The sequence below is a fragment of the Hirschia litorea genome (genome assembly GCF_042665075.1).
Taxonomy (GTDB): Bacteria; Pseudomonadota; Alphaproteobacteria; order Caulobacterales; family Hyphomonadaceae; genus Hirschia; species Hirschia litorea.
In genome coordinates this window covers 1-24,699 of sequence record NZ_JBHTBR010000007.1, presented here as the reverse complement: position 1 = coordinate 24,699, position 24,699 = coordinate 1, and the positions used below count along the sequence as shown (strand labels likewise).

Here is a 24,699-nt window from a genome sequence, read left to right as displayed (position 1 = left end):
ATTTATTTCCGACCATCTTCATTTTCGGCCAAAAACCGTTTTAAATTATTTAGAGCACGCGCTAAATCACGAGAGACACTAGCCTGGCTACATTTCAAAATTTTGCTTATTTCCAAATAAGTTTGACCTTTAAATCGACTTCTCAAAAGCACGTCTTTCTGCCGAGCTGGAAGTTGAGAAATCGCCTCTTTTATCTTGGATAATTTCTCGCTCTCTTCTAAGACGTTTAAAGGCGTCAAATTTTGCAGATTTTTTTCATCAATCAAAACAATTTCTTGTTCGAGATATTTACGCGCGCGCATATTCTTGCGTTTTACGTCTAATCCGACATTCATTCCAAGGCGGAATAAATATGCTCCGGGCATTTTAATATCTTCGGAATTGTTTTTTTCTATCAATTTTTCAAATGCTTGCTGAGCTAAATCTTCAGGGTCTGGGGGCCCATCACCAAATACGCGTCGCAACCGATTGCAGAGCTTCCCCCAATGCTCTCGATACAATCTATCAATGGTAGCAGGGCTTTTCATTCCTTCTATATCGACATTGGAATTTACACGATGCACAGCTTTGTATGTATCCAAATGTACAATCTTTTGCGTATCGCTATTTGTTTTCCGCATTATATTTTCACATCCAATACAGCACATCACTTCTACAAATGTCGGTAGAGAAAATCGCACCCTTTTACCGTCGCGTAATGTTAGGCGAAGCATTGCTTGGCAAGGTCAAAATATAAATTTAATAAAACTGTCATCACGACAAATATTCGTGAGCTTAAAAATAACACCCCTTGATGTATCAAAGACCGGTCAGCTTTTGCCTGACACCACTATCACGCGGTCTTGCAGTCTACGGCAGTCAAATCAGCCGTGAGGAAGCATGTCCCGCTCCCACGCTTGCTTACAAAAGTGGAAGGCTCGCTACGTAAGCAGGGAATTGTTACACACATGAAGCCGCGCGGATTGGACGGGATAGATTAGGTCTCTGCTTCGGTTAAGCAATTTGAATGAAGCGCGCCAGATTACCGCTCAGCTATAAATACCCCTCATCACTTCTAATGCTTATAAAATTCAACCAAATTTCACAGCGCTCATTATCGTGATTTAACCCAATTTTGTTGCAGCCAATGGAGGAGGAGCAAACAGGTTTCGACTCAACCATTTGCGGACTGGTGGGTCGATAAAACGAGCAATAATATAGGATAAAGTGACTGCGACTAATAAACAAACCGGCAGAAGGTGGTCTGCCCCATTTAGGTGATCCACTTACTAAGTTAGATCCGGCATTTAATTGACCAACATCATGTTGGAGTGGTTTTAAGGTATTGCCATTGAGTTTGTTTTGGCAAGATGGTTTGTGGTGCTGGTGGCTTATATCCCAGAGACGAATGAGGTCGAAGGATATTGTAATGTTGTCGCCACCATTCAATAAGCGTTTGGGCCTCCTTTAAGGAATATAGTATTTCTCGGTTTAGAAACTCATCTCGAAGTTTGGAATTGAAGCTCTCACAATAACCGTTCTCCCAAGGTGACCCTGGAGCGATATAGAGTGTTTTGACATCTAGACGCTCTAACCACTCACGTAGTTCAGTTGCTATAAATTCGGAGCCATTGTCTGATCGAATGTGATCTGGAGGCCCATATTTCACAAATAGATCGGCCAATACTTCTAAAACGATTTTGGAGTTTAGCCGTCGTTCCACGCGTATCGCCAAGCATTCACGTGTGAACTCATCTATCACACATAACATGCGATAGATTTTACCATCATGTGTACGATCCTGAACAAAATCATATGACCAGACATGACCTTGGCATTCTGGGCGTAGGCGAACACATGATCCGTCATTTAGCCATAAACGACCACGTTTAGGTTGTTTTGTCGGGACTTTCAGCCCCTCTCGTCGCCAGATCCGGTACACACGCTTGACGTTTACATGCCAGCCATCTCGATTAAGTAGAGCTGTGATACGTCGATAACCATAACGACCATATTGCTCCGCAAGTTTGATGATAGCGCGCGTAAGCGCACTTTCATCATACCTGCCAATCGGTTTCTTACGATGTGTGGACCTGTGCTGGCCGATCACGCGGCAAGCCTGACGTTCAGAAATGCCAAGTTCACTGATAACATGATCGACACAGGCGCGGCGTCGAGAAGGGCTTAGAAGTTTCCCTTTGCTGCTTCAGCAAGGATCATCTTATCGATCGTTAGATCGGATACAGCGCGGCGAAGGCGCTGGTTCTCTTTCTCCAACTCTTTCAGACGTTTGGCTTGATCCATTTTCAAGCCGCCATACTCTTTGCGCCAGCGATAATAGGTTTGTTCTGTCACACCTATTGCACGAACGGCTTGTCCCATGGATTGGCCTTGAGATGTGCGAACCTCAACTTCTCTTAGATGTGAAATAATTTCTTCGGCTGTATGTTTCTTACGGGCCATTTTCTAGCTTCCTTCATTGAAGCCAGATCTAATTCAATACCTGGACCACTTTTTAGGAAGCAGACCACAACACTCAAATAGAAGAATAGTTTCGTGGGAGACGAAAACCATTACGACAACGATGTCTCTATTATTTACCGTTCACAGCAAAACCTGTCAAGCAGAGCACTCAAAAACGCGATAAATCTACAAATAAAGGACAGATAACGATGGACACCACTTTCGGTAAATCATGATTAATTAAGCCACCCCAACGCATATTGCAGATCCAAAAAACTCAAGGGCAGTCAGATTTATTTGCCGTACCCGCAACCCAGTCAAACGCGTTTTTCATAAACAAAGCGTAGTTATTATTTTCATAATTTTCGTACCCATGCCCTATAGCAGAATACACCGCCCTCCCCGCCCCATGACACGACGCCCACGCGATAGGGTGCTGCTCGGGAAGGTCACCCATTTCTAAATTTTCCGGCCACCGATCAACCACCGTATTTTGGGGGGAATAACTCCCCTCATCCAATCCTAGCAGAAGCTTAAAACGAGACTGATCGGGCACTTTATCGAAGCTATACCACTCATCCGCCACCTCCCAACCGCTTTGCACACCTTCTAGAACTGGGTGCGCCTCCACCAATGTATGGATTTTTGCATTTTGGATTTGGGGGGCCATAATATGACCGATAAAATCAGCCCCAATAAGCGCGTCATGATACCAATCCCAGCTACCAAGCCTCTCCGCTCCTGAACCGTGAAGTCCAATCCACCCACCACCCGCTAACAACCACACCTTAAAAGCCTCGCGTTGCGAAGTATTGAGTACCTCTCCCGACACATTATTAAAGACGACAACATCAAACTTAGCCAAATCATCCCCGTTAAATACGGCCCCATTCGACGTGGTGAATAATCCATAACCCCTTTCTTCACTTAGCTTTGCAAAGAATAAGTCTGCACCTGCAATTCCCTCATTGTGACGCCATCCCATTGTTTTCGAAAACACCAACACCGAAGGCGCTTTCATATATTCTGTAATCTCCGGCGGTCGCTCATCATACAACTCATCAACCCCTTCTCGCTGCGCACATCCCGAAATCAAAACAAGAAAACTCACGCCAACTCCTAAAAGATTGAGCCGCTTCATATCTGCCTACCTTCCCTGATCAATCAAAAAGAACTGCCCTAATTCTATCATCTTTTTTGATCCACCAACGTTAAATGAAACAACACAAGATTCAGCGCCTAAACCCATTTGAGCACTACCCTTAATTTCATATAACGCCCACTCCGGCCCGATGCTGATCTGACCTTCAAGAGCTGCCCCATATGGCTCCCCACTTTCTTGAACACGTACTTGAATATTTTCGACAGATTCATTGGATGAACGCGCCCAAAAAGCTAAGAGCAATTTATTGCCCTTCACAACAGGGCGATAAACACCGCTATGCACCGCAACATCCCACAGATTGCTCTGGTTACGCTTTACACGCACCTGATAGGCAACACCTCCAGCTATTTTATCTGTCTTCACAGTCTTTGTTTTAAAGTCCGCTCCGTTAGCTTTATACTCAGGGGCTGCGGGATTATTCAGCAACTCCCCCGGCAAAACAGCATTCAATTCAGCGATATACTCTAATTCAGCCGCTGAAGGTTGAGCGTTAACCGGCAAGCCACTCTCGACGATTACACTCAACGCCAATCCACACACTACTCCTCTTGCGCCACACAGCCTCATGTCTCGCTTCCTCCTATTTTATTTATTAATCAACCTTTTGCCACGCCAGCCTCGATCGCCAGCTTTCGCGCAAGTCTTGCTTTGCGTTCGCTAATTTCTCGCCCATTTAACGCGCCCAACACACCTCTTACATCTTCAGGCAAATGCGCGCCCGCATCATGAGATTGAGAAAAGACAAGTGATTGGAACATTTGTTGCCACGCATATTTATAGCGATCAGGCAGCCCCTTAATGGAAAGCAAACTTAACAAGAGCGCATCAAATGGGGAGGACAAATCCGCTTTTGCATCGCTCCACCAGTAATTAATCATTACATTAATTGGCGCAGTAGATTTCACGTGATGCCACCAGAAATAAGGCACATAAAGCGCATCCCCCTGCTCAACCTCAGCTATAATCGCTTTCGACTCCGCCTCTTTATATCGCGGATATTTTTTATAATCTGGCGCTTCAACATCCACCAAGCTTACCGGCGGCCCCGACAAAGTGAACTCTAGCGGCCCAAGATACAAATTTGCCGTTTGCTCTGGCGGAAATAGGGTGAATTTCTTAGTCCCCTCAACCACACAAGCCAGATTATCAGATAAATCAAAATGGGTTTGTACGGTGAGCGCATTACCGATCCAAATTCGAGGCTCAATTTGCGGCGGCAAAATACCGATAGGGTTTTCTTGAGCAAGCCCCTGAAAAAATTCATTCACAGATAATGATTGTAAATAATATGTTGAACCACCTTGGACTTTCAAATTCTCCAAAATTTGATCCAGCACATCGGTAACTAACCCCCTTTTTTTCTCAAAATTCAGTTCTTTATAACCCTCTTTATAAAAGAATTTGCCTTCAATTTCCGGCCGACCAGCGAGTACATCGACTTCCTTTTTGCTATCAAACTTCTTTAAATACCCAAACAAAGCATGCGCATCCTTTGCTTGACGCACAATTTTCCACTCACTCACAAACCCCTTTAGCAATTTAGGAACAGAGGCCCCCAAAACCTCTCGCCTAAACTGATCAACAGATTCGATTTTCAACTGCTCGACTGTATTTTTCGTATTCAGCATTCGACCTCCTAAAAGCAATAAAGGACTGCAAGTTTCCCAGCAGTCCTAAATTGCAGCAAAATGAAGCCCTCTTTAGAAATTAAATCGCGCTGAAGCTGTGAAGCGGCGATCATTTTGGAACCATGAACGACCACCTCGTCTACCGTCCGAGTTCGGCAAATAAGATTCCGTAACCGTTATCTCATTCAACAAGTTGGCAGCTTGCACACCAATTTTTACGTTCTCATTCAGAGTGTAGTAGAACGATCCATCCAACTGACCAGAAGCCTCCTGGAAGATTGGATAAAATGGCGTGATCACATCGCGAGCTGTCACAAGATATTCATCGCGCCAGCTATAAGCCAACCGTGTAGAAATTTTATCTTTCTCATAGATCAGAGCAAGGTTTGCATTGTTCTTAGACAAGCCCTGCAGAGGAAGCTCTCCCAGATCAACAGTTGCCTGATTTGAAGCCGGATCACCAAGTGTATTGTTCAACACAGATGGATTTACACCAGTACTTTCAATGTAAGTATAAGTCGCTTGAACACCTATACCATCAAACGGAGACGGAAGGTCATCAAAGAATTGGTTATATGCCAACTCAAACCCTTTAACTTCGGCTGTCTCATCTGAATTTGTTGGTTGGTTTGTAACAAATACATCAAATGTCTGGCCATTGTTTTCTAAGGTTATATCCCCCGAACCCGCAACGATGATGTCATCAATTTCTTTATAGAACGCTGTCGCTGTTATTGAACCAACATCATCAAAATACCACTCATAGGATAAATCATATTGAGCAGATGTAATTGGGTTTAGGAATGGGTTTCCTCCAGATGTTGTAAAGCCAAAGAAACCATTTGAATACCCGTCCGGAACCCCAACACCTGGATTGCGAGGATCATCCTGAGTTTCTGCTCCGACAGAGAATGTACCACGTAAGAAACCTATATCAGGACGAGACAAGGCTTTAGAATAGGCAAACCTGACGATTTGAGTATCTGTCAAACCAAGTTTCAAATTGAATGATGGGAGAATTTCTTCGTAGTCATGATCACCGACATAATCAATCGACGCCCCATCCAAGAAGTCATAAGCCGCCTGGCGTTCAGTCGGAGAAAGCTCACAGAAGAAAGACACTTCTTGTTCTGCCCTATCCGGAATACAATCGCTTCCCGACAAGTTAGTTGAAGTTCCTAAGCTCCCATCGTCTGGAAGCGTTGTTGCAGGCATGAAGGCAGCGCCACCTGTCGTAGACACGTCCGTCTTCACATACCGCAATCCAACGTTCCCTTCGACCGTCATACCATTACCGAACGGAGCATCATGCCCAAAATTAATCATGGCATAGAAGGATGTGTTCTGCTCTGTAGAGTCTGTAATCTCACCCGGCAGGAATGGCGTTCCAGCAATAACACCTGGACGATCCTCAAGACGACGCCAACCATTACCGCCCCCACCAGCGACAGCGCCTTCACCAAGCCATGCAGCGACAACAGAGTCAGCAAAATCACTTGCCTCACCGTAATTAACCGCTGGATTTAACTGGAAAAATTGTCTTGGGTCAGGTGTAGTGACGTCGCTACGCTGAAAGTTGTCCCAATTGTAATTTGCAAAATACCCATTGTCTTCTTGTCCAGTCTCATCAAACCACACTGGACCACCATTACCCCAAATTTCAGACAACGCCCCCCAGTTGAAGGCGGAGAAACGTGTTGTTTGCTCTCGATCTGAATAACGTGCACCGAAACGAACTGAACGTATCCAATCAAAGTCATCTTCTAGATCGTATTCGACGTCAGCGCGGAAGGCATCTTGCTTTCCCTCACTTTGCTGCATGTGATCCATCGCAGCACGCCAAAAGCTATTTGAAGGCGCACCAAAACTATCATTTGGAGCATTAAAGTAATCCGGACAATTGTTTGAAATGCCACCAGAACAGTCGATCAGATCGCCCGCATTTGTCGGAGCAAGAAACTTAATTTCAGGAATATCACGTCTCAAATCAATAGAAACATCCTGAAATGAAGATGCCCATATTGTGTGATCGACCACATCTGTTGTGGATTCTACGTGCTGATAGTCAAAATTCAAAGAAAGACGCTCAGTCGGAGTCCACTTTATATTGAAAGAGGAATCCGCCGTCATTGTCTCAGTTTCATTACCACGGTGGATATTGTTTGATTGCAGACCGTAAATAGGCGTTCTTGGGTCAGAAAACTGGTCATCTCTCCAGCCGGTTGGGGCAGAAATCGTACCATGGGTAAACAAATCATCCCCACCAAAGCCAAATTCAGTGCCTGGCACAAGGAAAAAGGCAGTATCACCCACATTATCCGTCGCGATTTCACTTACGTACTCATCCCAAGAAGTAGATGCTTCTGAACGCAAATACTCAACCGTCGCTAGGATTTTCTCGTCTTTGCTCTCCCACTGAGCGGATGCAGAATACCCCGTACGATCACGGTCATAGTTCTGAGTTCTCAAAACCGCCCCCTCAGGAGCCCACACTCTTCCATCAGCTAGATCATCTCTTGGCTGAAAACTAGAAATTTGAGATCCATCAGATCGAGTTTTCAACTGCGAATGAACGCCACTCACAAGAAAACCTACGCGACCGATTTCTGTATCCCAATTATTGCTATAAAGAAGCGACGCAGTAGGAGAAGCCGCCTCTCTAAAGTCGGTATATGCTCCCTCAATAGATCCAGCGATCACTTGCCCAGTTTTATCAAATGGTTTGCGGGTCACCAAATTCACAGAACCAGCAATCCCACCCTCGATCAAATCCGCAGATTGGTTCTTAAACACTTGAACAGAGCCAAGCAGCTCTGGAGAAATATCTGAAAAGCTTAGAGCGCGCCCATTGTTAGCCGTAAATGCATCGCGACCATTGATTTCAGACCGAACAAAAGTCAAACCACGCACAACAACTCCAGACCCTTCAATAGAGAAGTGATCCGGATCATCTGCCGCAGCAAAACGACTAATTGCAACGCCCGGCACGCGAGACAATGCTTCAGTCACTGACCGGTCAGGTAGAGCTCCAATATCTTCAGATGTTACCGCATCGACAAATGTGTCCGAGTTGCGTTTGATATCCTGCGCTGACGCAAGAGAGTTACGGATACCTGTGACAGTAATCGTATCCAACACTTTTGCATCTTCTACCTTTTCTTCGGCAACCTCAGATTCCTGCGCCCAAGCAACCTGCCCAAAACCCAACGCCGCCACTGAAGCCGACCAAAACAAAGCTTTCGCAGCCCTTGTTGATATTCTAGACTTATTTTCAAAGTTAACCTTCAACATATAAAATTCCTCCCGAACATATGTCGACCAAGGGTCTACTGCCCTTCCAGCCATCTTAACGGCACCAAAAAGCGCCTAATCTTCAAATGAGCACAGCACATTTACGCAATCAACAAAAAAAGACAACGTTAGACGTATCTCTTGCCTCAACACCAATGTCTGGTGGGCTATTTCCACTTCTTGTGACAAGAAAAGCACACAAATACCCAAACACACACCTAGAATTCGATACGACAATGCTCTTTTATGTTATACCAATGGCGAAAAACAACGAATCCAATGAGACAACGATAGGACATCATTTTGAGAATTGTTATTTTAGGGGGAGGAACAGCGGGATGGATGACAGCAGCAGGCCTTTCACACTTCCTCCAAGATAGTGATGCACAAATCCACCTTATAGAGTCTGATAAAGTCGGCACAGTTGGCGTTGGCGAGGCTACCCTGCCTCACCTGAAATTCTTCAATCAAACCATTGGAATAGACGAACAAGAGTTTATGAGAGCAACAAATGCGACCATAAAGCTTGGAATAGAATTCAATAATTGGGGTCAAATCGGCCAATCTTATATCCATCCATTTGGCGAATACGGCCCCAGCACAACCCCAATAAAATTTCACCACATCTGGCACCGCCTATTAGAGAAGCACCCCGACCTCAGCTTACAAAACTTCTCAGCCGGCGAAATGATGGCGAGAAATTTTAAGTTTCAGATCCCTCAGCTCCCAGATGATGACGTTTCCACCACCTACTCTTACGCCTACCATATAGACGCAGGACGTTACGCAAAATTTCTCCGCGATATCAGCACAAAGAAAGGGGTCACGCGGCAAGAAGGACTGGTTGAAAACGTTTCACTAGATCCTGAAAGTGGAAACATCCTCTTCCTCCGCCTCGAAGATGGAGACACAATATCTGGCGATTTGTTTATAGATTGCTCAGGCTTTCGATCAGTTCTTTTAGGACAAGCGTTAGGCGAAGCGTACGAAGATTGGTCGCACTACCTCCCCTGCGATCGAGCAATCGCTATCCCGAGCACACACACAACACCAGAGAAACTCCCCCCCTATACCCAAGCAGAAGCTCATGGTCATGGGTGGACCTGGAAGATTCCACTCCAACACCGTAACGGTAACGGATCGGTCTATTGCAGCGAATACACATCAGATGACAAAATAGAAGCACTTTTGATGAGAAAGCTAGGAACAACAGCTTTAGCCTCACCCAATAAAATTAGATTTAAAGCTGGTCTTCGGCGCAAACAATGGAAGAAAAACTGCATTGGCGTTGGTTTATCGGCGGGATTTCTAGAACCCCTTGAATCAACTAGCATTTATCTTATTCAAGCAGCAATAACTACACTGGTAGAACTCCTTCCGAATAAGCGAATAGACCCAGTAGATATCAAAGAATTCAATGATGTAATCAACGTAGAATACGAGCGCATTCGCGACTTTCTAATCTTGCATTACGTTGCGACTGAAAGGAATGACACCGAATTTTGGAGATATATCCAAAACATGCCTCTTCCACATAGCCTCATCGAGAAAATATCAATGTTCAAATCTCAGGGTTTTGTGCCGGAGTACAAAGATGGCCTATTCTTGTTTCCTAGCTGGCTGTCTGTTTTTATCGGTCAAGGAATAATCCCTCAAAATAGAGACCCACGGGCGGACGCTCTTTCTCAGGCAGACTTAGACAGACACCTCAACTACGCAAACACGGTCCGTAAATTTGTTGATTCCTCAGAAACTCACACAGAATTTCTCAACAAATATTGCCGACAAGGAATGTCTTAAATGAGCACCTTGATCAAAATTAACTTGTTGGGAAATTGTCACCTAACTTGGTATCTCGCACTACGATTGCGAACAGCACTCTCATTTAGCACACACCAGATAGAGGTCTCGCCGCAAAACATAGATGACAACAATATACCGCCGGCATTCACCCTACGCCCTGAAATGTTGCGCGTACTGGAAGAAATAGACCTGACAGAGCAAGAGTTGTTCGCAACTTGTGACGCCAATTTTTTACTCGGGGTACAATATCGTTACTCGCGCAATAACATTTCTGACTTCACCAATTGCTTCTCGAAAACTGGGATTAGCGCGAACGGCACAGCCTTTCACCATTATTGGGCTAAACTCAAACACGCCAACCTCGCAAAACCCTATTGGATGTATAGCCTAGGCGCGGCCTTATCTGAGAAATGTAAATTCTATCACCCCAGCGATAACCCTCGCAGCATTAATTCTACTTTTTCATATGGTTATACGGTAAACGCCTTGAAATTTAGAAATGTTTTGAAAAAACTCTGCCTAAGCAATGGTGTCACCATCAAACCTAACGAAGCGACTCTCGATATGCCCACGTGGGAAATCAACTGCTCGCAAAGCATTCCAGCAACGGGTGTAAACTATCAAGCCACCTCAATCCAGCGCACCAAAACTAAACCTATCGCTACGTTAACCCTAAATCCCGACACTATCAAAAACACAGCCTATACAACATGTCATGAGTTTGTGGAAACACATCCTCTTCTGCCCAGAGATACAAATAAATCTACTCCAGCAGTTTGGACTGGTAAAACAATAGACTTGGGCGGTGTATTAAAAAAATATTCTGGATTTCAATCTACAAATTTCACCGTCATTGAAACTGCGTGCGAAACTTTCTTAAGCACCCTACACAGCCCTTTGGACAAAAATGACTCTCTAATTCGTGCATTCAATAATGTTGTATCTGATACGATAGAAAACACTGACTTATTCTTAGAATTACACCTACTGGAAAATCAGCCCCCCTCCCAAGTCCCATGGGAGAAAAAAGCATCACCCAAATTACAGCGAAAAATTGAGCAATTTCGACGCAGAGGCAGAGTAGTTATGTACGATAACGAAACCTATTCTGACGACGATTGGATAACCAGCATGCTGAGCCTTGGCATAATTCCAGAAACAAGCTCGATCGGCGCGCAAGCTGCGCCAACCAATGCATTAAATGCCTTTTACTCCAAACATTATGACCGAATACAAAAACAGGCCACAGCCGCACCAACGCTAAATGAATATCTCGACCATTTGCTCGAAAATTCCAAAGCGGAGCAAATCACATGACACAGCACTCAAAAGACCCAATAAAGAACATAGTCATCGTAGGTGGTGGAACAGCGGGTTGGATGACCGCAGCGGCGCTATCGCGCCTCCTTAATTGCAAGACAACAAGCATTACCCTAATCGAATCTGATGAAATCAGCACAATCGGTGTCGGGGAAGCCACTATTCCGCCCATTGTCAATTTTAACAAAATTCTTGGCATCAACGAAAATGAATTCGTCGCAAAAACGCAAGCGACTTTCAAACTAGGCATTAAGTTTGAAGATTGGCATAAGCTAAATACCTCCTATTTACATCCATTTGGAGAGTATGGAATGGCGATGCAAGGCGTAGCATTCCATCAACTCTGGCTCAAATACAGAAATCACAAAGGTGTTGGCTCTCTGGATGAATATTGTCTATCAGCGATGGCCGCCTTGAAAGGGAAATTCCTATCTCCTGGCCCTGACCCTCATGCCATTTTATCAACTATTTCATATGCTTATCATTTTGACGCTGCACTTTATGCCAAATTTCTTCGCAGCGCGGCTGAAAGCCAAAATACCAAAAGAATAGAAGGAAAAGTCAAACAGGTCGTTCAAGATTCGCAAACAGGCTTCATCGAAAAAGTAGTCTTGGACAATGGTTACTACATAGCCGGTGACCTCTTTATAGACTGCACGGGATTTAGAGGATTACTGATAGAAGGCGCACTGAAAACAGGCTATGATGACTGGTCTGATATACTACCATGTGATCGCGCTATAGCCATCCAAACCAAATCCGATACGCGGCCCCCGCCTTACACAATTTCTACTGCCAGACAATGCGGCTGGCAGTGGCGCATCCCTCTACAACACAGGAATGGCAATGGGCTTGTATATTCCAGCCAACATATTTCAGATTCTGCTGCGAGCGATATCTTACTTAGCAATCTTGACGAACCAACAGTCAGCTCCCCTCTCACAATTAAATTCACGACGGGCAAACGCAAAAAAGCATGGAATAAAAATTGCGTCGCAATCGGACTATCAGCAGGCTTCATTGAACCGCTTGAATCTACAAGCATTCACCTTATTCAATCAGGTATCTCACGGCTAATCGCGCTTTTTCCAGACACGCAATTTCGGCCAGTTGAAATTGACGAATATAATCGTCAAACCGACCTCCAATATCTTCAGATACGTGATTTCATCCTATTGCATTACATAGCAACCCAAAGAGATGATTCCGACTTCTGGAACGACATAAAATCAATTCCCCTTCCAGACTCTCTACAGCAGAAAGTTGACCTTTTCAGCAACAAAGGAAAAATCGTTAGACACGACAAAGAACTGTTTGCTGAAACGAACTGGCTAGCCGTCTTCTTAGGTCAAGGAATATTCCCCGCTACTTGGGATCCATTTGCTGATGCTATGCCCGAGGAAGAAACACTAAAGGCAATCAAAAGTCTACGAGCAGCGATTGCGGACCTATCCAACAAATTGCCAACACACCAGCAATATATTGATCGCTACTGTCGCGCCAACAGCTTTTAAATGGACTGTCTTGATGACCAATAAACAGATAAAAAAAGTACTTATTGTGGGTGGTGGCACGGCTGGTTGGATGACTGCGGCAGCCCTTTCCAACACACTCAAACCAGACTACTGCGAAATTGAACTCGTTGAATCAGAGCACATTGGAACAGTAGGTGTTGGCGAAGCTAGCATTCCGCAGATTAGAACATTTAACCGATCACTGGGGATAGATGAAAGCGAATTTGTAAAGCGTACCAAAGCAACTTTCAAACTTGGCATCAAGTTTGATGACTGGGGAAAGCTGAATGAAAGCTACTTCCATCCGTTTGGCCCCTATGGACTCAATATGAATGGCATTTCGTTTCATGCCTTCTTTCAAAAGTTATATACAAAAACTATAAACAACAATGCACTAGAAGAATACTCTCTTCAAGCCATGGCATCACGGGAAAACAAATTCATGCGCCCCGTAAATGCAGGAAACTCCCCCCTTTCAAACATAGCATATGCCTACCATTTCGATGCGGGATTATATGCACAATTCCTCAGAAATTTCGCAGAGACACGCTCCGTTAAAAGAACAGAAGGACTGATATCCAAAGTCCACCAAAACGGTGAAAATGGCTTCATAACAGGAGTCTCGTTGGAAGGCGGCAAACTCATTGAGGCAGACTTATTTATAGACTGCTCTGGATTTAGAGGTTTACTGATCGAACAAGCCCTAAAAACGGGATATATTGATTGGTCGCATTGGTTACCAATGAACCGTGCAGTTGCAGTCCCCTCCCAATCAGACAAAAACCTTCCCCCATACACGCACTCCAAAGCCCTAAGTGCGGGTTGGAAATGGAGCATTCCACTTCAACACAGAGTTGGAAACGGTCATGTATATTGCGACGCGTTTATATCTAAAGACAAAGCCACAGCCCAACTTATCGAAGAGTTAAAAACTCCTGCAATTGGCTCCCCAAACCACTTACAATTCACAACAGGCCGTCGAAAAGCTTTCTGGAATAAAAACTGTGTTGCAATAGGGTTGTCTGCTGGTTTTATCGAACCATTAGAATCCACCAGCATTCATCTAATACAGTCAGCAATTGGCAAACTTTTACAAATGTTTCCGGACAAAGACTTCCTTCCAGCCAACATTCAACGTTTCAACAAAGTAACTGACTATGAATATGAAAGAATTAGAGATTTCATAATTCTTCATTACCACGCAACGTCGCGCAATGATTCTAAATTCTGGGACTATGTTCGCACAATGAGCATTCCAGATACGCTCAAAGAGAAGATAGATTTGTTTGCCGAAAATGGTCGCATTTTCAGAGAAAATGAAGAACTTTTCAATGACACAAGCTGGTTTTCAGTTATGATCGGACAAGGCCTACGCCCCTCAGGGTATGACCCCATTGCAGGCGTTCAATCTAACGAAGAAACCGCCCAACGACTTCAAAGTATTAGAGCTACGATTGCCAAATCCGCAGAGGTAATGCCTCTTCATTCCGAATACCTTTCGAAAAATGGACTAATTGACAATCGTCTCTAAATTCTGTGCCAATCAGGAATGGCTTATTCAGCCATTCCATCAATTGTTTCTATAGTTCCGTCAGCACGATGCGTTAGTTCCGCGACCTTAATACTACGCAAATGCGTTACGCCGCCAGATAGCTTACTGTCATGGTGGAATAGATACCATTTACCGTCCACTTCACAGATGCTGTGATGAGTTGTCCACCCCACGACAGGCGTGATGATAACCCCGCCATATGTAAAAGGACCATAGGGATTATCCCCCACAGCATAACAGATTAGATGCGTGTTACCTGTGGAATAAGAAAAGTAGTATTTACCACCAAATTTATGCATCCAAGCAGCCTCAAAGAAGCGCCTATTGTGATCCCCCGCCTTTAGTGGTTCCCCTTTTTTATCAAGGATAACAAGGTCCCGCGCACTTTCATCAAACTCCAGCATGTCCTCTCGCAGGCGCGCAACTTTGGGGCAAAGCGCCGGCATATCATCTTCAGGTTCGGAATCATCCTCTTCATAAGATCCTGTCTTCCAACGCTGAAGCTGCCCCCCCCAAATTCCGCCCCAATACATATAGTGCGCGCCATCATCATCTTCAAAAACTGCAGGGTCTATACTAAAACTTCCCTGCATCGCCTGTGACTGAGGAATGAACGGGCCTTCTGGCTTATCACTAACAGCCACCCCAATGCGAAATACATCGTCATAATCTTTAGCAGGGAAATAGAAGTAATATTTACTTCCTTTCTTAGCTGCATCTGGTGCCCACATCTGGCGTTTTGCCCACGGAACATCATCAACATGAAGTGCGACACCATGGTCTGTCACCTCGCCATCAATCTTATCCATCGAGAACACATGATAATCTCTCATATCAAAGTGATCGCCATTGTCGTTGAATTCGATACCCCCCTCCACATCGCGTGAAGGGTAAATATAAACTCGACCATCAAACACATGAGCAGAAGGGTCTGCAGTAAAGATATGCTCTACTAAATGTCTCATATTAGTCACTTGTCTCGTCGTCAGATTGCGTCAGTGAAATGATTTCCGCTACAGCGGGTTTTGCTTTGTTTGCTCGATCAAACAGCAATGGATAATCAGTGCGCCCCTCCATGGGCCAATCATTTCTCCATGTTGCACCATCGGTTACTCCCCACATCGTAACGCGATCTATTTTGTCCTCGTGCTTAAGAAACAATGCAAACATATCTTTGTACCTTTGCGTCAATTGGTTCGACACATCAGCAGGCAACTTATCTTTGTAGGGATTAAACTCATTTTGGAACTCAACTGACATAGATACCTCAGCAGTCAATTCAGTCCCCGGCCAAGGCAATACAGTCACATCAAGCTCAGTGATCATGACCAGCCCCAACTCAGCTAAGCGTACCAAACTTGCCTCATACTCATCTATTGTCGGTCCTTCGAGGCTAATATGCCCCTGCATACCCACCCCATCCACACGGATACCTTTTTCTTGCATTCCCTTTACCAAAGCATGCACGGCTTCACGCTTAGCAGGGATCGCCATTGAATAATCATTATAATATAGTTCAGCATCCGGATCTGCCTTTTGAGCAATCCGGAACATTTGCTCGACCCAGTCCTCCCCAATAATCTGATAGAACTTACTCTGACGCATCGTTCCGTCATCAAGAACCGCTTCATTGACAACATCCCAACCTTTTACCTTACCTTTATAGCGGTGCATTATCGTGGTAATGTGGTGCTCCATCCTCTTGAGCAGCTCTTCGCGTCCAACGTTGTCTCCTTCATCATTAAGAAACAACCATTCTGGTGTTTGCGAATGCCAAGCAAGCGTATGCCCGATCACAGCCATATCGTGCTTTTCACCATAAGCTATGAATGCATCCGCCTCATCCCAGAAAAAACCACCTTGGTTCGGGTGAATGCGTTCAAACTTCATACAATTTTCAGCAACAATTGAATTAAACTGCGTACGGATGATTGCATCTATTTCGGCATTGCGCTGATATATTTGATCCTCGTTTAGCGCTGCACCGATTAGAAAATGATCCTCATATGCATGTGCTAACGTTGCACTATTTGAAGCGGATACTTCACGCGTTTGAGCACATTGCGTCAAACCTAAAGCTGCTATGGCAGCCACCAATACATTATATTTCATCATAACCATCCGTATTTTGAACATCACATAAAAACAAAGACTAAGTGCTGCGCCGCGCCTTCAGATCTTGCTCTAACCGCTCTTCCATCGATTTATCGATTTTATAGAAAAACAGCAGACCGCAAGCGACCAAGAACGGCACTGCCGCCAATACACTCACTGAAAAACGGATACCGTTTATTGCACCGTCACTCTGCTGCTCAAGGCCCGCCTCATAGCCAATAACTCCAAGCGCGACAGTCACTAATGATTGACCGAAAGCTAACCCAAGTTTGAGACCAATCATCATAGCGGAGAAAACTATCGCAGTAGCTCGTCGTCCGGTTTTCCACTCAGAATAATCGGCAACATCTGCAATCATCGCCCAAAGGATAGGAATCGTAATTCCCCAAAAGAAACCATGTATGGCCTGCATCCCAAACACGAATGCAACAGAAGACCGCGAAGCAAAATATATTGAGATAACAAATAGAGTTGCCAGAAAAATGGCTCCGCCAAAAACGTCGCGTTTCCCAAACTTATCCGCCAAGCTCTTGGAAAATAAGATACCAATGATCATCGTTATGATGCCACCGCCATTGAATATTCCAAAGGCATAAGCGGAAGGGTTTTCCAACTCAGAAAAACCAACACCGGAGAGGAATTTCACGATAGCCTCTTCGCTGATGTAGTTTTCAAAATAGTATATATACAACCCGCCTTTCAGGGCCAAAGCTAAGAAGACCATTGTCGTCAAGACCAACATGATCACCCACGGCTTGTTGGAAAACATGTCCTTGGTATCTTGAAGAACACTCGACGCTTGCTCAGGTTTTGGAACAACGCGCTCTTTAGTGGTGAAAAAGGTGACAAGCATTAGCAAGGAACCAAACACCGCAAGCGTGGTCATGACCTTACTAAATCCAGCTGCCGCATCGCCATCGCCAACAATCAAAACCAGAGGATACATGAAAACCTGGACGATAAACTGAGCAGCCATCACAGCGACAAACCGATAGGCAGAAAGGCTATTTCTTTCGGACATGTTACCCGTCAAAACACCACTCAATGCCGCATAGGGAAGATTGTTTGCAGCATAAATAGCAAGCAACATTGTGTAAGTTACAAAGGCATAGATGACCTTTCCCTGCTCACCCAAATCAGGAGTTCTAAAGGTCAAAATAGCAATGAGGCCAAAAGGAATTGCGGTCCACAAAATCCAAGGGCGGAACTTCCCCCACTTTGTATTCGTTCGATCCGCGATCAACCCCATAATGGGGTTTATCAGCAATGCAGCACTAATCCCCACGGTTGAAATAATCATGGTGGAAGTTGCTGTTGGTAAATTATATATGTCTGTATAGAAGAACGCCAAAAACGTCATCAGCGTCTGAAAAACCAGATTCGCCGCGAGATCCCCGGTAGCGTACCCAACTTTTTCGACAACAGACAACTTATGATCTGATTGCTCTTTCATATCCTCTCCCCTTTAGAACCACATTGCATAAGATTGAGCGATAACTTTCTTCGAAGCTTAAGAATCCCAATCAGCAATATGAACGCACGCGGAGCAGACTAGCTCGGCACGTCCATCGTTGTCTCTAACATATACAGTTTCAGTAAAGCTTCAACAAAAAAGTTAAATTCAATGGTTTCAACTATTTAGAAATATCTGCAACAGAGTCTCGAAATACGACCCTATAGTTCAGCATTACGCGCTTAACTTGCGTTTCGCTGGGGAGGACGTCACGAATAAGCAGTTCAGCGGCAACTTTAGACATTTCAGCTACAGGCTGATTCACAGTGGTCAATGCCGGATAAATCGAGTTAGAGATTGGCGCATTATCAAAACCAACGACAGACAACTCCTCAGGCACTTTAATACCTTTTTTCGCCGCAACCGCAATCACAGCAGCAGCGACTTCATCATTTGACGCAATTATAGCCGTAGGTCGCTCCTTCATACTCAAGAGCTTTTCCGCAGCCTTCAGGCCTGATTTAAAATCATACAAACTTGGCAAAACATAAGCGGGGTCAATCGTTACGCCAGCCGAAATAGCTGCCTCAACAACACCAATATATCTAATCTCACTCACCAAATGGTCTGGGTGCCCCTTAATGACACCGATTTTACGATGCCCAGCATCTAGCAAATGCTTGGTCAAATCCCGCGATGCCCCCCTATCATCAATAGAGACGCAAAATGATCTCTCAATCTCACTTTGTGGTGCAATCCTTACATAAGGAATATTGCGCTCTTCAAAAGCCGCAATCATTCCAAGGTTATCCGACAAACCAGGAGAAACAATCACACCAGCCAAATCCGAATTGTCGACGATTTCTTCATACGCACTCTCAGGCGATCCGTAATCATCAACGATAAGATAATATCCAAGTTTGTTACATCCACGCATCGCGCCAATTTGAAGGTCAGCGTTAAACGAACTCATATGCCTGCTGGGGTTATCAAGCAGCAGTGCGATAAGCGTTGGACGATTTAAACGTAAGTCCCGTGCTGCCTTGTTTATTTTATAGCCCATCGCCTCCATGATGTCGCGAACCCGCTCACGCGTTTTATCACCAACTCCCTTTTGGTCGTTGAGAACACGCGACACGGTTTTGACCGAAACGCCAGCCTCACGGGCCACATCAACAATAGTTAGCCGGCGACCACTAGTGCCTTGCACTTCTGTTATACGCCGTCTTTCCATTATGACTTAACCCCTCGAACATTCGACACTGCAGCAAGAGGTGCTAGCGTTAAAACAGTACACTAGCAACAATTGAACAGCGTCAATTCATATCGCTGCAATAGGTTAGCTTGGATTCGATCGCTCTTATAAACAACTATAAGATGTAATAATTACATTCTCAAGACTTAGATCGCCACAAACGGCGCATTCACACTTATGTTTCAGCGTATGAAAATGCACTAAAATCAGCATGTAACCCAATTCCAGTCACATCATGACATGCCATACCAACAAACGCGCCTGTGAAATTTGCACCCTCTCCCTTTCCCGCCTCATCAGACAGTGCAGATGCATCAAGCGTTGGGCCAATACGTGTCCAGTCGCCCCCATCCAGAGACCAATAAAAAGTCAAAACATCAAACTTAACATCAACTTTCATATGAATGGGTACGCCTTCAGGGATCGAAACGGGCTTCAAACCCATTGGCGCACGCGCATGCAAACTCAAATCACCTGCACAACTCATCACCTGCAGGGTTTTGCCATTTTCATCATCATAAGAAATAAACAGATAATGGAATTTATGCTGATTGTAATAGGCAATTAAACCAGCCATTTGCTGAAAACTATCAGGATCAAACTCAATAATCGTAGTTGCCTGATAGCAATGCTCTGTTTGCCGCCTCGCCACAATTGATTGCTCAAACAAACTCCCTGGAGATTCGCGTCCAATGAGCCTCAAACACCCCTCACGCGCGGACAAAGAAAAAAGACGCTCCGGATATGGCGTCCTCAGCCATGCAAAATCCGAATGCAATTTCTCGCCATCAAAAGAATAACGGATTAATTGCTTCTCATCCTCATTGAGAGATTTTATCTCAAATGCAATGTCGGGATGCCTCAGCCTTATCCATCCATCATCATCAAAGTAAACTTCTTGAATGGCGGTTTCTCGCCCCATCGGACTAAGTCGCGTTCCAGGGATTGGGCGCGAACAGAGATGAGTAAGAAACCATCTACCCTCAGGTGTATCCACCAACCCGCCATGCCCCGTCCTTTGGATGGGTTTTCCAGCTTGGCCTTGCGCTGTAATGACATGCATTGCGGGGTCTATCTCATAGGGACCATCAATCTTATCTGATCGACAAACCGAAACCGCATGATTATATCCGGTACCGCCTTCAGCTGTAATAAGATAATACTCACCGTTTATCTTATACAGATGTGGTCCCTCAGTATAACCAGCCTCACTTCCCTGAAAAATCATCTTGCGTGGCCCAAATACCTTCCGCATTTCGACCGAATATTCTTGCAATACAATGCCTTTAAAATAGCTATGATTATGCCTGTGATCCCAAACCATATTCACAACCCATTTGCGGCCATCATCGTCATGAAATAAAGACGGGTCAAACCCAGATGCGTTTATGTAGATTGGGTCGGACCATTCACCATCTATCTCTTCACAAGTTGTCAGAAAATTTGGAGTGTCTTTAAAATCCCCGTCAAAACGTCTGACATTCGTATAAAGTAGCCAGAATTTACCATCAGCATAAGATAGAGCCGGAGCCCACACTCCGCAGCTATCAGGCACCCCGCGCATATCTAAAAGTCGCGCACTATCCAATGGTCTGGAAACCAATTTCCAGTCTTCTAAATCCGTTGATGCAAATATCTGCACCCCAGGAAACCACTCAAATGTTGAAGTGGCAATATAATATGTATCTCCAACCCGACATATGGATGGGTCAGGGTTAAAACCACGGAGAATTGGGTTCCTAAGAATTTTCTTCTGCACACACTTTTTCAAAACACTATTCTCCGCTTCATAAGCCTGCGCCAAATAAATGATCCACGACCAAAACCACGCGTCCGCAAGAGACAACACGATAAATGATATCGCAATCATTGCAAACAAAGTTTCGAAAAACTCTCACCGCATACAACTAATAAATTGTTTTAAAACAACAATTTCAGGATGAGCACGACAACAATCGCTTTACCTCTAACCTATAAAGTCATCAGGGCTCAGGAAAGCCGCACTAGATTTCATTGGGATCGCTAAAATAAATTTCTTTAATTTACCCCATTCTATTCACGCATTCCCACTGGCTAAAAAAGACGAATGAATCACAAAACAAAAAAAGACACTTGCAGCACCGTAATGATAACGCTATCATTGCAAGAAAAGCGTTATGGCTGGGACAATTCTTCATGGTTGCAATCCCAAAGCCCAATACGATTAGGGAAGAAAAGCGTCTCCAAACCCAAATGGAATACGCACCAAAGCGAGCAAATCAAACAATGTTTCTAGGAATAGATATAGGTACGTCCAGCGTAAAAACTGTCGTAATAGACAACGATGGAACCCCGATAGCACAAACCTCTGTAGATCTCCCCATTTCCCGCCCCAAACCATTGTGGTCGGAACAGAACCCGGCAGACTGGTGGACATCCACTAATATGGCCGTTGCTCAATTAGATGTAGAGCTCAGACACAAAATCAGAGCGATTGGTCTTTCAGGCCAAATGCATGGAGCGACAATTCTAGACGCCGACGATCGCATTCTAAGACCAGCAATATTATGGAATGACGGCCGATGCATGGAAGAGTGTGAAATTCTTACCAAAGAACAGCCCGACTACCTCACCAAAGGTGGCAATTTGGTAATGCCCGGCTTCACCGCCCCAAAGCTCCGCTGGCTAGAACGCAACGAGCCAGAAATATTCAAACAAATCAAAACGGTCCTTCTCCCAAAGGATTATGTCCGCCTACGCATGACAGGTGAAAAAGCGACAGATTTATCAGACGCAGCAGGCACACTCTGGCTAGATGTCGGCGAACGCCGTTGGTCCGAAGAGCTTCTGTCCCCGTGCGGCCTTTCCACTAGCAATATGCCAAAGTTATATGAAGGCCACGAGGTAACAGGCAAACTGAGACCTGAACTTGCCGAAGCTTGGGGCATGCAACAAGTTCCTGTCATCGCGGGTGGCGGAGACAATGCGGCAGGAGCAGCCGGTGTTGGCGTTATAAATGATGGTGAAGCCCTTCTATCCTTGGGTACATCTGGCGTCATATTTCTTGCAACAAGCGCATTTCGCCCCTCTCCAGACAAAGCAGTCCACGCTTTTTGTCACGCACTCCCAAACCGCTGGCACTTAATGTCCGTTATGTTGAGTGCTGCAAGCTGTTTAGATTGGGCCGCCAAACTGACTGGAGATGGCAATGTCGCAAATTTCGTAGCAAAAGCGGAAGAACGCAACCAATTCGCTTCAGACCTCCACTTCCTACCTTATCTCTCTGGAGAGCGAACGCCACACAACAATCCGAATGCAAAAGGCGTGTTATTTGGCATAGGTCACGACACAGATGAAGCCTCCCTTGCCCAAGCGGTTTTAGAGGGCGTTGCTTTTGGCATGGCTGATGGCTTCAATGCCCTCTTAAAATCCAAAGCAGAAGTGAGCAATGTTTCCGTCATTGGTGGCGGCTCTTTATCTCTCTATTGGGGGCGCATCCTTTCCGCAGCAATCGGGCGACCGCTCGTCTATCGCGATGGAGCCGCAACCGGTCCAGCCCTGGGCGCAGCCAGACTTGCGCGCTACGGAATAGAAGGCGGCGACATCAACGACATGTTCCGCGCCCCTGCTGTCGTCGACATCGTAAACCCACGCGACCAAGACATCGAAGCTCTCAGCCCCAAATTTGAGAAATTCCAATCCCTCTACAAAAATCTAACGCCAGAATTTGAAGGAAACTAACTATGACTACTTATTTTGAAGGTGTTGATGCCGTCAAATACGAAGGGCCAAACACAACCAACCCATTCGCATTTCGTTACTACAACAAAGACCAAGTCGTCCTTGGCAAAACAATGGCCGAACACCTGCGCATGGCAGTATGTTACTGGCACTCTTTCTGCTGGGATGGAGCAGACCCATTCGGCCAAGGCACGTTTGAACGCACATGGCACAACGCCTCTTCAGTTCAAGAAGCTACAGACCTTAAAATGGATGCAGCTTTTGAATTCTTCACGAAACTAGGGCTTCCATATTACTGTTTTCACGATGTTGATGTTGCCGGACATTTGGAAACACCAGACGAACTATCAAACGAATTAGCGCGCGCAGCAGACCGCCTCGCTCAGAAGCAGGAAGAAACTGGCGTCAAACTACTTTGGGGAACCGCTAACCTCTTCTCACACCGCCGCTATATGGCTGGTGGGCTCACCAACCCAGACCCAGAAGTGACCGCAACGGCTGTCCGTCAAATCCGTGAATGTATGGACACCACGATGAAGTTGGGTGGAGAAAACTACGTTCTTTGGGGGGGACGTGAAGGCTATGACACACTCCTAAACACCCGCCTGAACACAGAGCTAGAAAACTTTGGTACGTTGCTGCGTAAAGTCGTAGAATATAAGCACAAAATTGGCTTCAAAGGTAAAATCCTGATTGAACCAAAACCGCATGAACCTTCTTACCACCAGTATGATTTTGATACTGCAACAGTGTTCGGCTTCCTTCAACGCTTCGGCTTAGAAAAAGAAGTTCACGTCAATATCGAACCTAACCACGCGACCCTTGCCGGCCACTCATTCGCACACGAAATCGCAACAGCTGTCTCCTTGGGCGTTATGGGATCAATCGACATCAATTCTGGGAACTACCAAAACGGTTGGGACACAGACCAATTCAACGTAGATATCAAAGACATCACATTGGCGTTGATTGAGCTATTGCCAAGCGGTGGTTTAGATACGGGTGGCTTCAACTTTGATGCGAAAGTGCGCCGTCAAAGTTCTGATGCAGTTGATATGCTCCACGGCCACATTGGCGGCGCAGACTGCTTAGCGCGCGCCCTTCTCGCCGCAGCCGACATTATAGAAAAAGGCGAAATCGAATCCTTCAAAGCTAACCGCTATAAAGGATGGGAAGGTACCCTAGGGAAAATGATCCTTTCAAAAGAAACATCTCTTGCTGACATTGCCGACCACGCAAAAAAAGAAGGCATAAACGGCACTCACAATTCGGGGCGTCAAGAACACCTTGAAAACCTGATCAACCTAAGCATCAAATAGGCGGAAGTTTCTGATGAAATTTTTTGTAGATACAGCAAATGTCGATGAAATCCGGGAGCTTGAATCCTACGGTCTGATTGATGGGGTGACAACAAACCCTTCACTCATCAAAAAATCAGGAC

At 45.1% G+C, this 24,699-nt stretch carries 19 protein-coding genes; 8 read left to right on the top strand and 11 right to left on the bottom strand.

Features of this window, described 5'->3' with window-relative positions:
- Positions 1 to 2: 2 nt before the first annotated feature.
- The 6 genes from ACFQS8_RS14545 to ACFQS8_RS14520 form a co-directional block, all read right to left on the bottom strand.
- Positions 3 to 620, bottom strand: coding sequence for an RNA polymerase sigma factor (locus ACFQS8_RS14545; protein ID WP_382168689.1), 618 nt, complete (start codon positions 618 to 620; stop codon positions 3 to 5).
- 680 nt (positions 621 to 1,300) lie between these two features.
- Positions 1,301 to 2,442 (bottom strand): IS3 family transposase gene (locus ACFQS8_RS14540; RefSeq protein ID WP_382168687.1). Its coding sequence is split into 2 segments (ribosomal slippage): positions 1,301 to 2,178 and positions 2,178 to 2,442, totalling 1,143 coding nucleotides; the frame shifts between segments, so codons are not numbered across the junction.
- Between the two features lie 277 nt (positions 2,443 to 2,719).
- Positions 2,720 to 3,553 carry a ThuA domain-containing protein gene (locus ACFQS8_RS14535; RefSeq protein ID WP_382168685.1) on the bottom strand — a complete coding sequence of 278 codons (834 nt, stop codon included), beginning with the start codon at positions 3,551 to 3,553 and terminating at the stop codon, positions 2,720 to 2,722.
- A 36-nt stretch (positions 3,554 to 3,589) separates the two neighbouring features.
- Positions 3,590 to 4,138: a hypothetical protein gene (locus ACFQS8_RS14530; protein ID WP_382168683.1), complete on the bottom strand. Its 549-nt coding sequence runs from the start codon at positions 4,136 to 4,138 to the stop codon at positions 3,590 to 3,592.
- A gap of 65 nt (positions 4,139 to 4,203) precedes the next feature.
- On the bottom strand, positions 4,204 to 5,235 hold the full coding sequence (locus tag ACFQS8_RS14525) for a cupin-like domain-containing protein (protein WP_382168681.1): 1,032 nt from the start codon (positions 5,233 to 5,235) through the stop codon (positions 4,204 to 4,206).
- Between the two features lie 72 nt (positions 5,236 to 5,307).
- Complete coding sequence (locus tag ACFQS8_RS14520) at positions 5,308 to 8,526, bottom strand: TonB-dependent receptor (RefSeq protein WP_382168679.1); 3,219 nt, start codon at positions 8,524 to 8,526, stop codon at positions 5,308 to 5,310.
- Between the two features lie 303 nt (positions 8,527 to 8,829).
- On the opposite strand from ACFQS8_RS14520, the gene ACFQS8_RS14515 reads away from it, so the two are divergent.
- Genes ACFQS8_RS14515 through ACFQS8_RS14500 form a run of 4 tightly spaced genes read left to right on the top strand, consistent with a single transcriptional unit; the run spans position 8,830 to position 14,694 of the window.
- Positions 8,830 to 10,326, top strand: a complete 1,497-nt coding sequence (locus tag ACFQS8_RS14515; RefSeq protein ID WP_382168677.1) for a tryptophan halogenase family protein — start codon at positions 8,830 to 8,832, stop codon at positions 10,324 to 10,326.
- On the top strand, positions 10,327 to 11,646 hold the full coding sequence (locus ACFQS8_RS14510) for a tryptophan 7-halogenase (protein WP_382168675.1): 1,320 nt from the start codon (positions 10,327 to 10,329) through the stop codon (positions 11,644 to 11,646).
- Positions 11,643 to 13,163 (top strand): tryptophan halogenase family protein, encoded by a 1,521-nt coding sequence (locus ACFQS8_RS14505; protein WP_382168673.1) that lies wholly within the window; start codon positions 11,643 to 11,645, stop codon positions 13,161 to 13,163. The genes ACFQS8_RS14510 and ACFQS8_RS14505 overlap by 4 nt, the downstream gene beginning before the upstream one ends.
- A 13-nt stretch (positions 13,164 to 13,176) precedes the next feature.
- Positions 13,177 to 14,694, top strand: coding sequence for a tryptophan halogenase family protein (locus ACFQS8_RS14500; RefSeq protein WP_382168671.1), 1,518 nt, complete (start codon positions 13,177 to 13,179; stop codon positions 14,692 to 14,694).
- A 23-nt stretch (positions 14,695 to 14,717) separates the two neighbouring features.
- Here the strand turns inward: ACFQS8_RS14500 and ACFQS8_RS14495 are convergent, their stop codons facing one another.
- The 3 genes from ACFQS8_RS14495 to ACFQS8_RS14485 are packed head-to-tail and all read right to left on the bottom strand — an operon-like array spanning position 14,718 to position 18,283.
- Positions 14,718 to 15,680, bottom strand: coding sequence for a glycoside hydrolase family 43 protein (locus ACFQS8_RS14495; RefSeq protein WP_382168670.1), 963 nt, complete (start codon positions 15,678 to 15,680; stop codon positions 14,718 to 14,720).
- 1 nt (position 15,681) lies between these two features.
- Positions 15,682 to 16,827 (bottom strand): endo-1,4-beta-xylanase, encoded by a 1,146-nt coding sequence (locus ACFQS8_RS14490; RefSeq protein ID WP_382168766.1) that lies wholly within the window; start codon positions 16,825 to 16,827, stop codon positions 15,682 to 15,684.
- Between the two features lie 40 nt (positions 16,828 to 16,867).
- Positions 16,868 to 18,283, bottom strand: a complete 1,416-nt coding sequence (locus ACFQS8_RS14485) for an MFS transporter (protein WP_382168668.1) — start codon at positions 18,281 to 18,283, stop codon at positions 16,868 to 16,870.
- On the opposite strand from ACFQS8_RS14485, the gene ACFQS8_RS14480 reads away from it, so the two are divergent.
- Positions 18,268 to 18,327, top strand: a complete 60-nt coding sequence (locus ACFQS8_RS14480) for a hypothetical protein (protein ID WP_382168764.1) — start codon at positions 18,268 to 18,270, stop codon at positions 18,325 to 18,327. The two genes, ACFQS8_RS14485 and ACFQS8_RS14480, sit on opposite strands and share 16 nt — an antisense overlap.
- Before the next feature lie 137 nt (positions 18,328 to 18,464).
- On the opposite strand, the gene ACFQS8_RS14475 is transcribed toward ACFQS8_RS14480, so the two are convergent.
- Together ACFQS8_RS14475 and ACFQS8_RS14470 are read right to left on the bottom strand one after the other, a co-directional pair.
- On the bottom strand, positions 18,465 to 19,517 hold the full coding sequence (locus ACFQS8_RS14475) for a LacI family DNA-binding transcriptional regulator (RefSeq protein WP_382168666.1): 1,053 nt from the start codon (positions 19,515 to 19,517) through the stop codon (positions 18,465 to 18,467).
- Positions 19,518 to 19,713: 196 nt separating this feature from the next.
- Positions 19,714 to 21,408 (bottom strand): glycoside hydrolase family 43 protein, encoded by a 1,695-nt coding sequence (locus ACFQS8_RS14470; RefSeq protein ID WP_382168664.1) that lies wholly within the window; start codon positions 21,406 to 21,408, stop codon positions 19,714 to 19,716.
- A 395-nt stretch (positions 21,409 to 21,803) separates the two neighbouring features.
- On the opposite strand from ACFQS8_RS14470, the gene xylB reads away from it, so the two are divergent.
- The 3 genes from xylB to ACFQS8_RS14455 all read left to right on the top strand — a co-directional run.
- A complete protein-coding gene (gene xylB / locus ACFQS8_RS14465) occupies positions 21,804 to 23,258 on the top strand; it encodes a xylulokinase (protein ID WP_382168762.1) in 1,455 nt (484 codons plus the stop codon).
- Between the two features lie 2 nt (positions 23,259 to 23,260).
- Positions 23,261 to 24,577 (top strand): xylose isomerase, encoded by a 1,317-nt coding sequence (xylA, locus tag ACFQS8_RS14460; protein WP_382168662.1) that lies wholly within the window; start codon positions 23,261 to 23,263, stop codon positions 24,575 to 24,577.
- A 13-nt stretch (positions 24,578 to 24,590) separates the two neighbouring features.
- The coding region (locus tag ACFQS8_RS14455) for a transaldolase family protein (RefSeq protein ID WP_382168760.1) at positions 24,591 to 24,699 on the top strand (109 nt) is incomplete at its 3' end.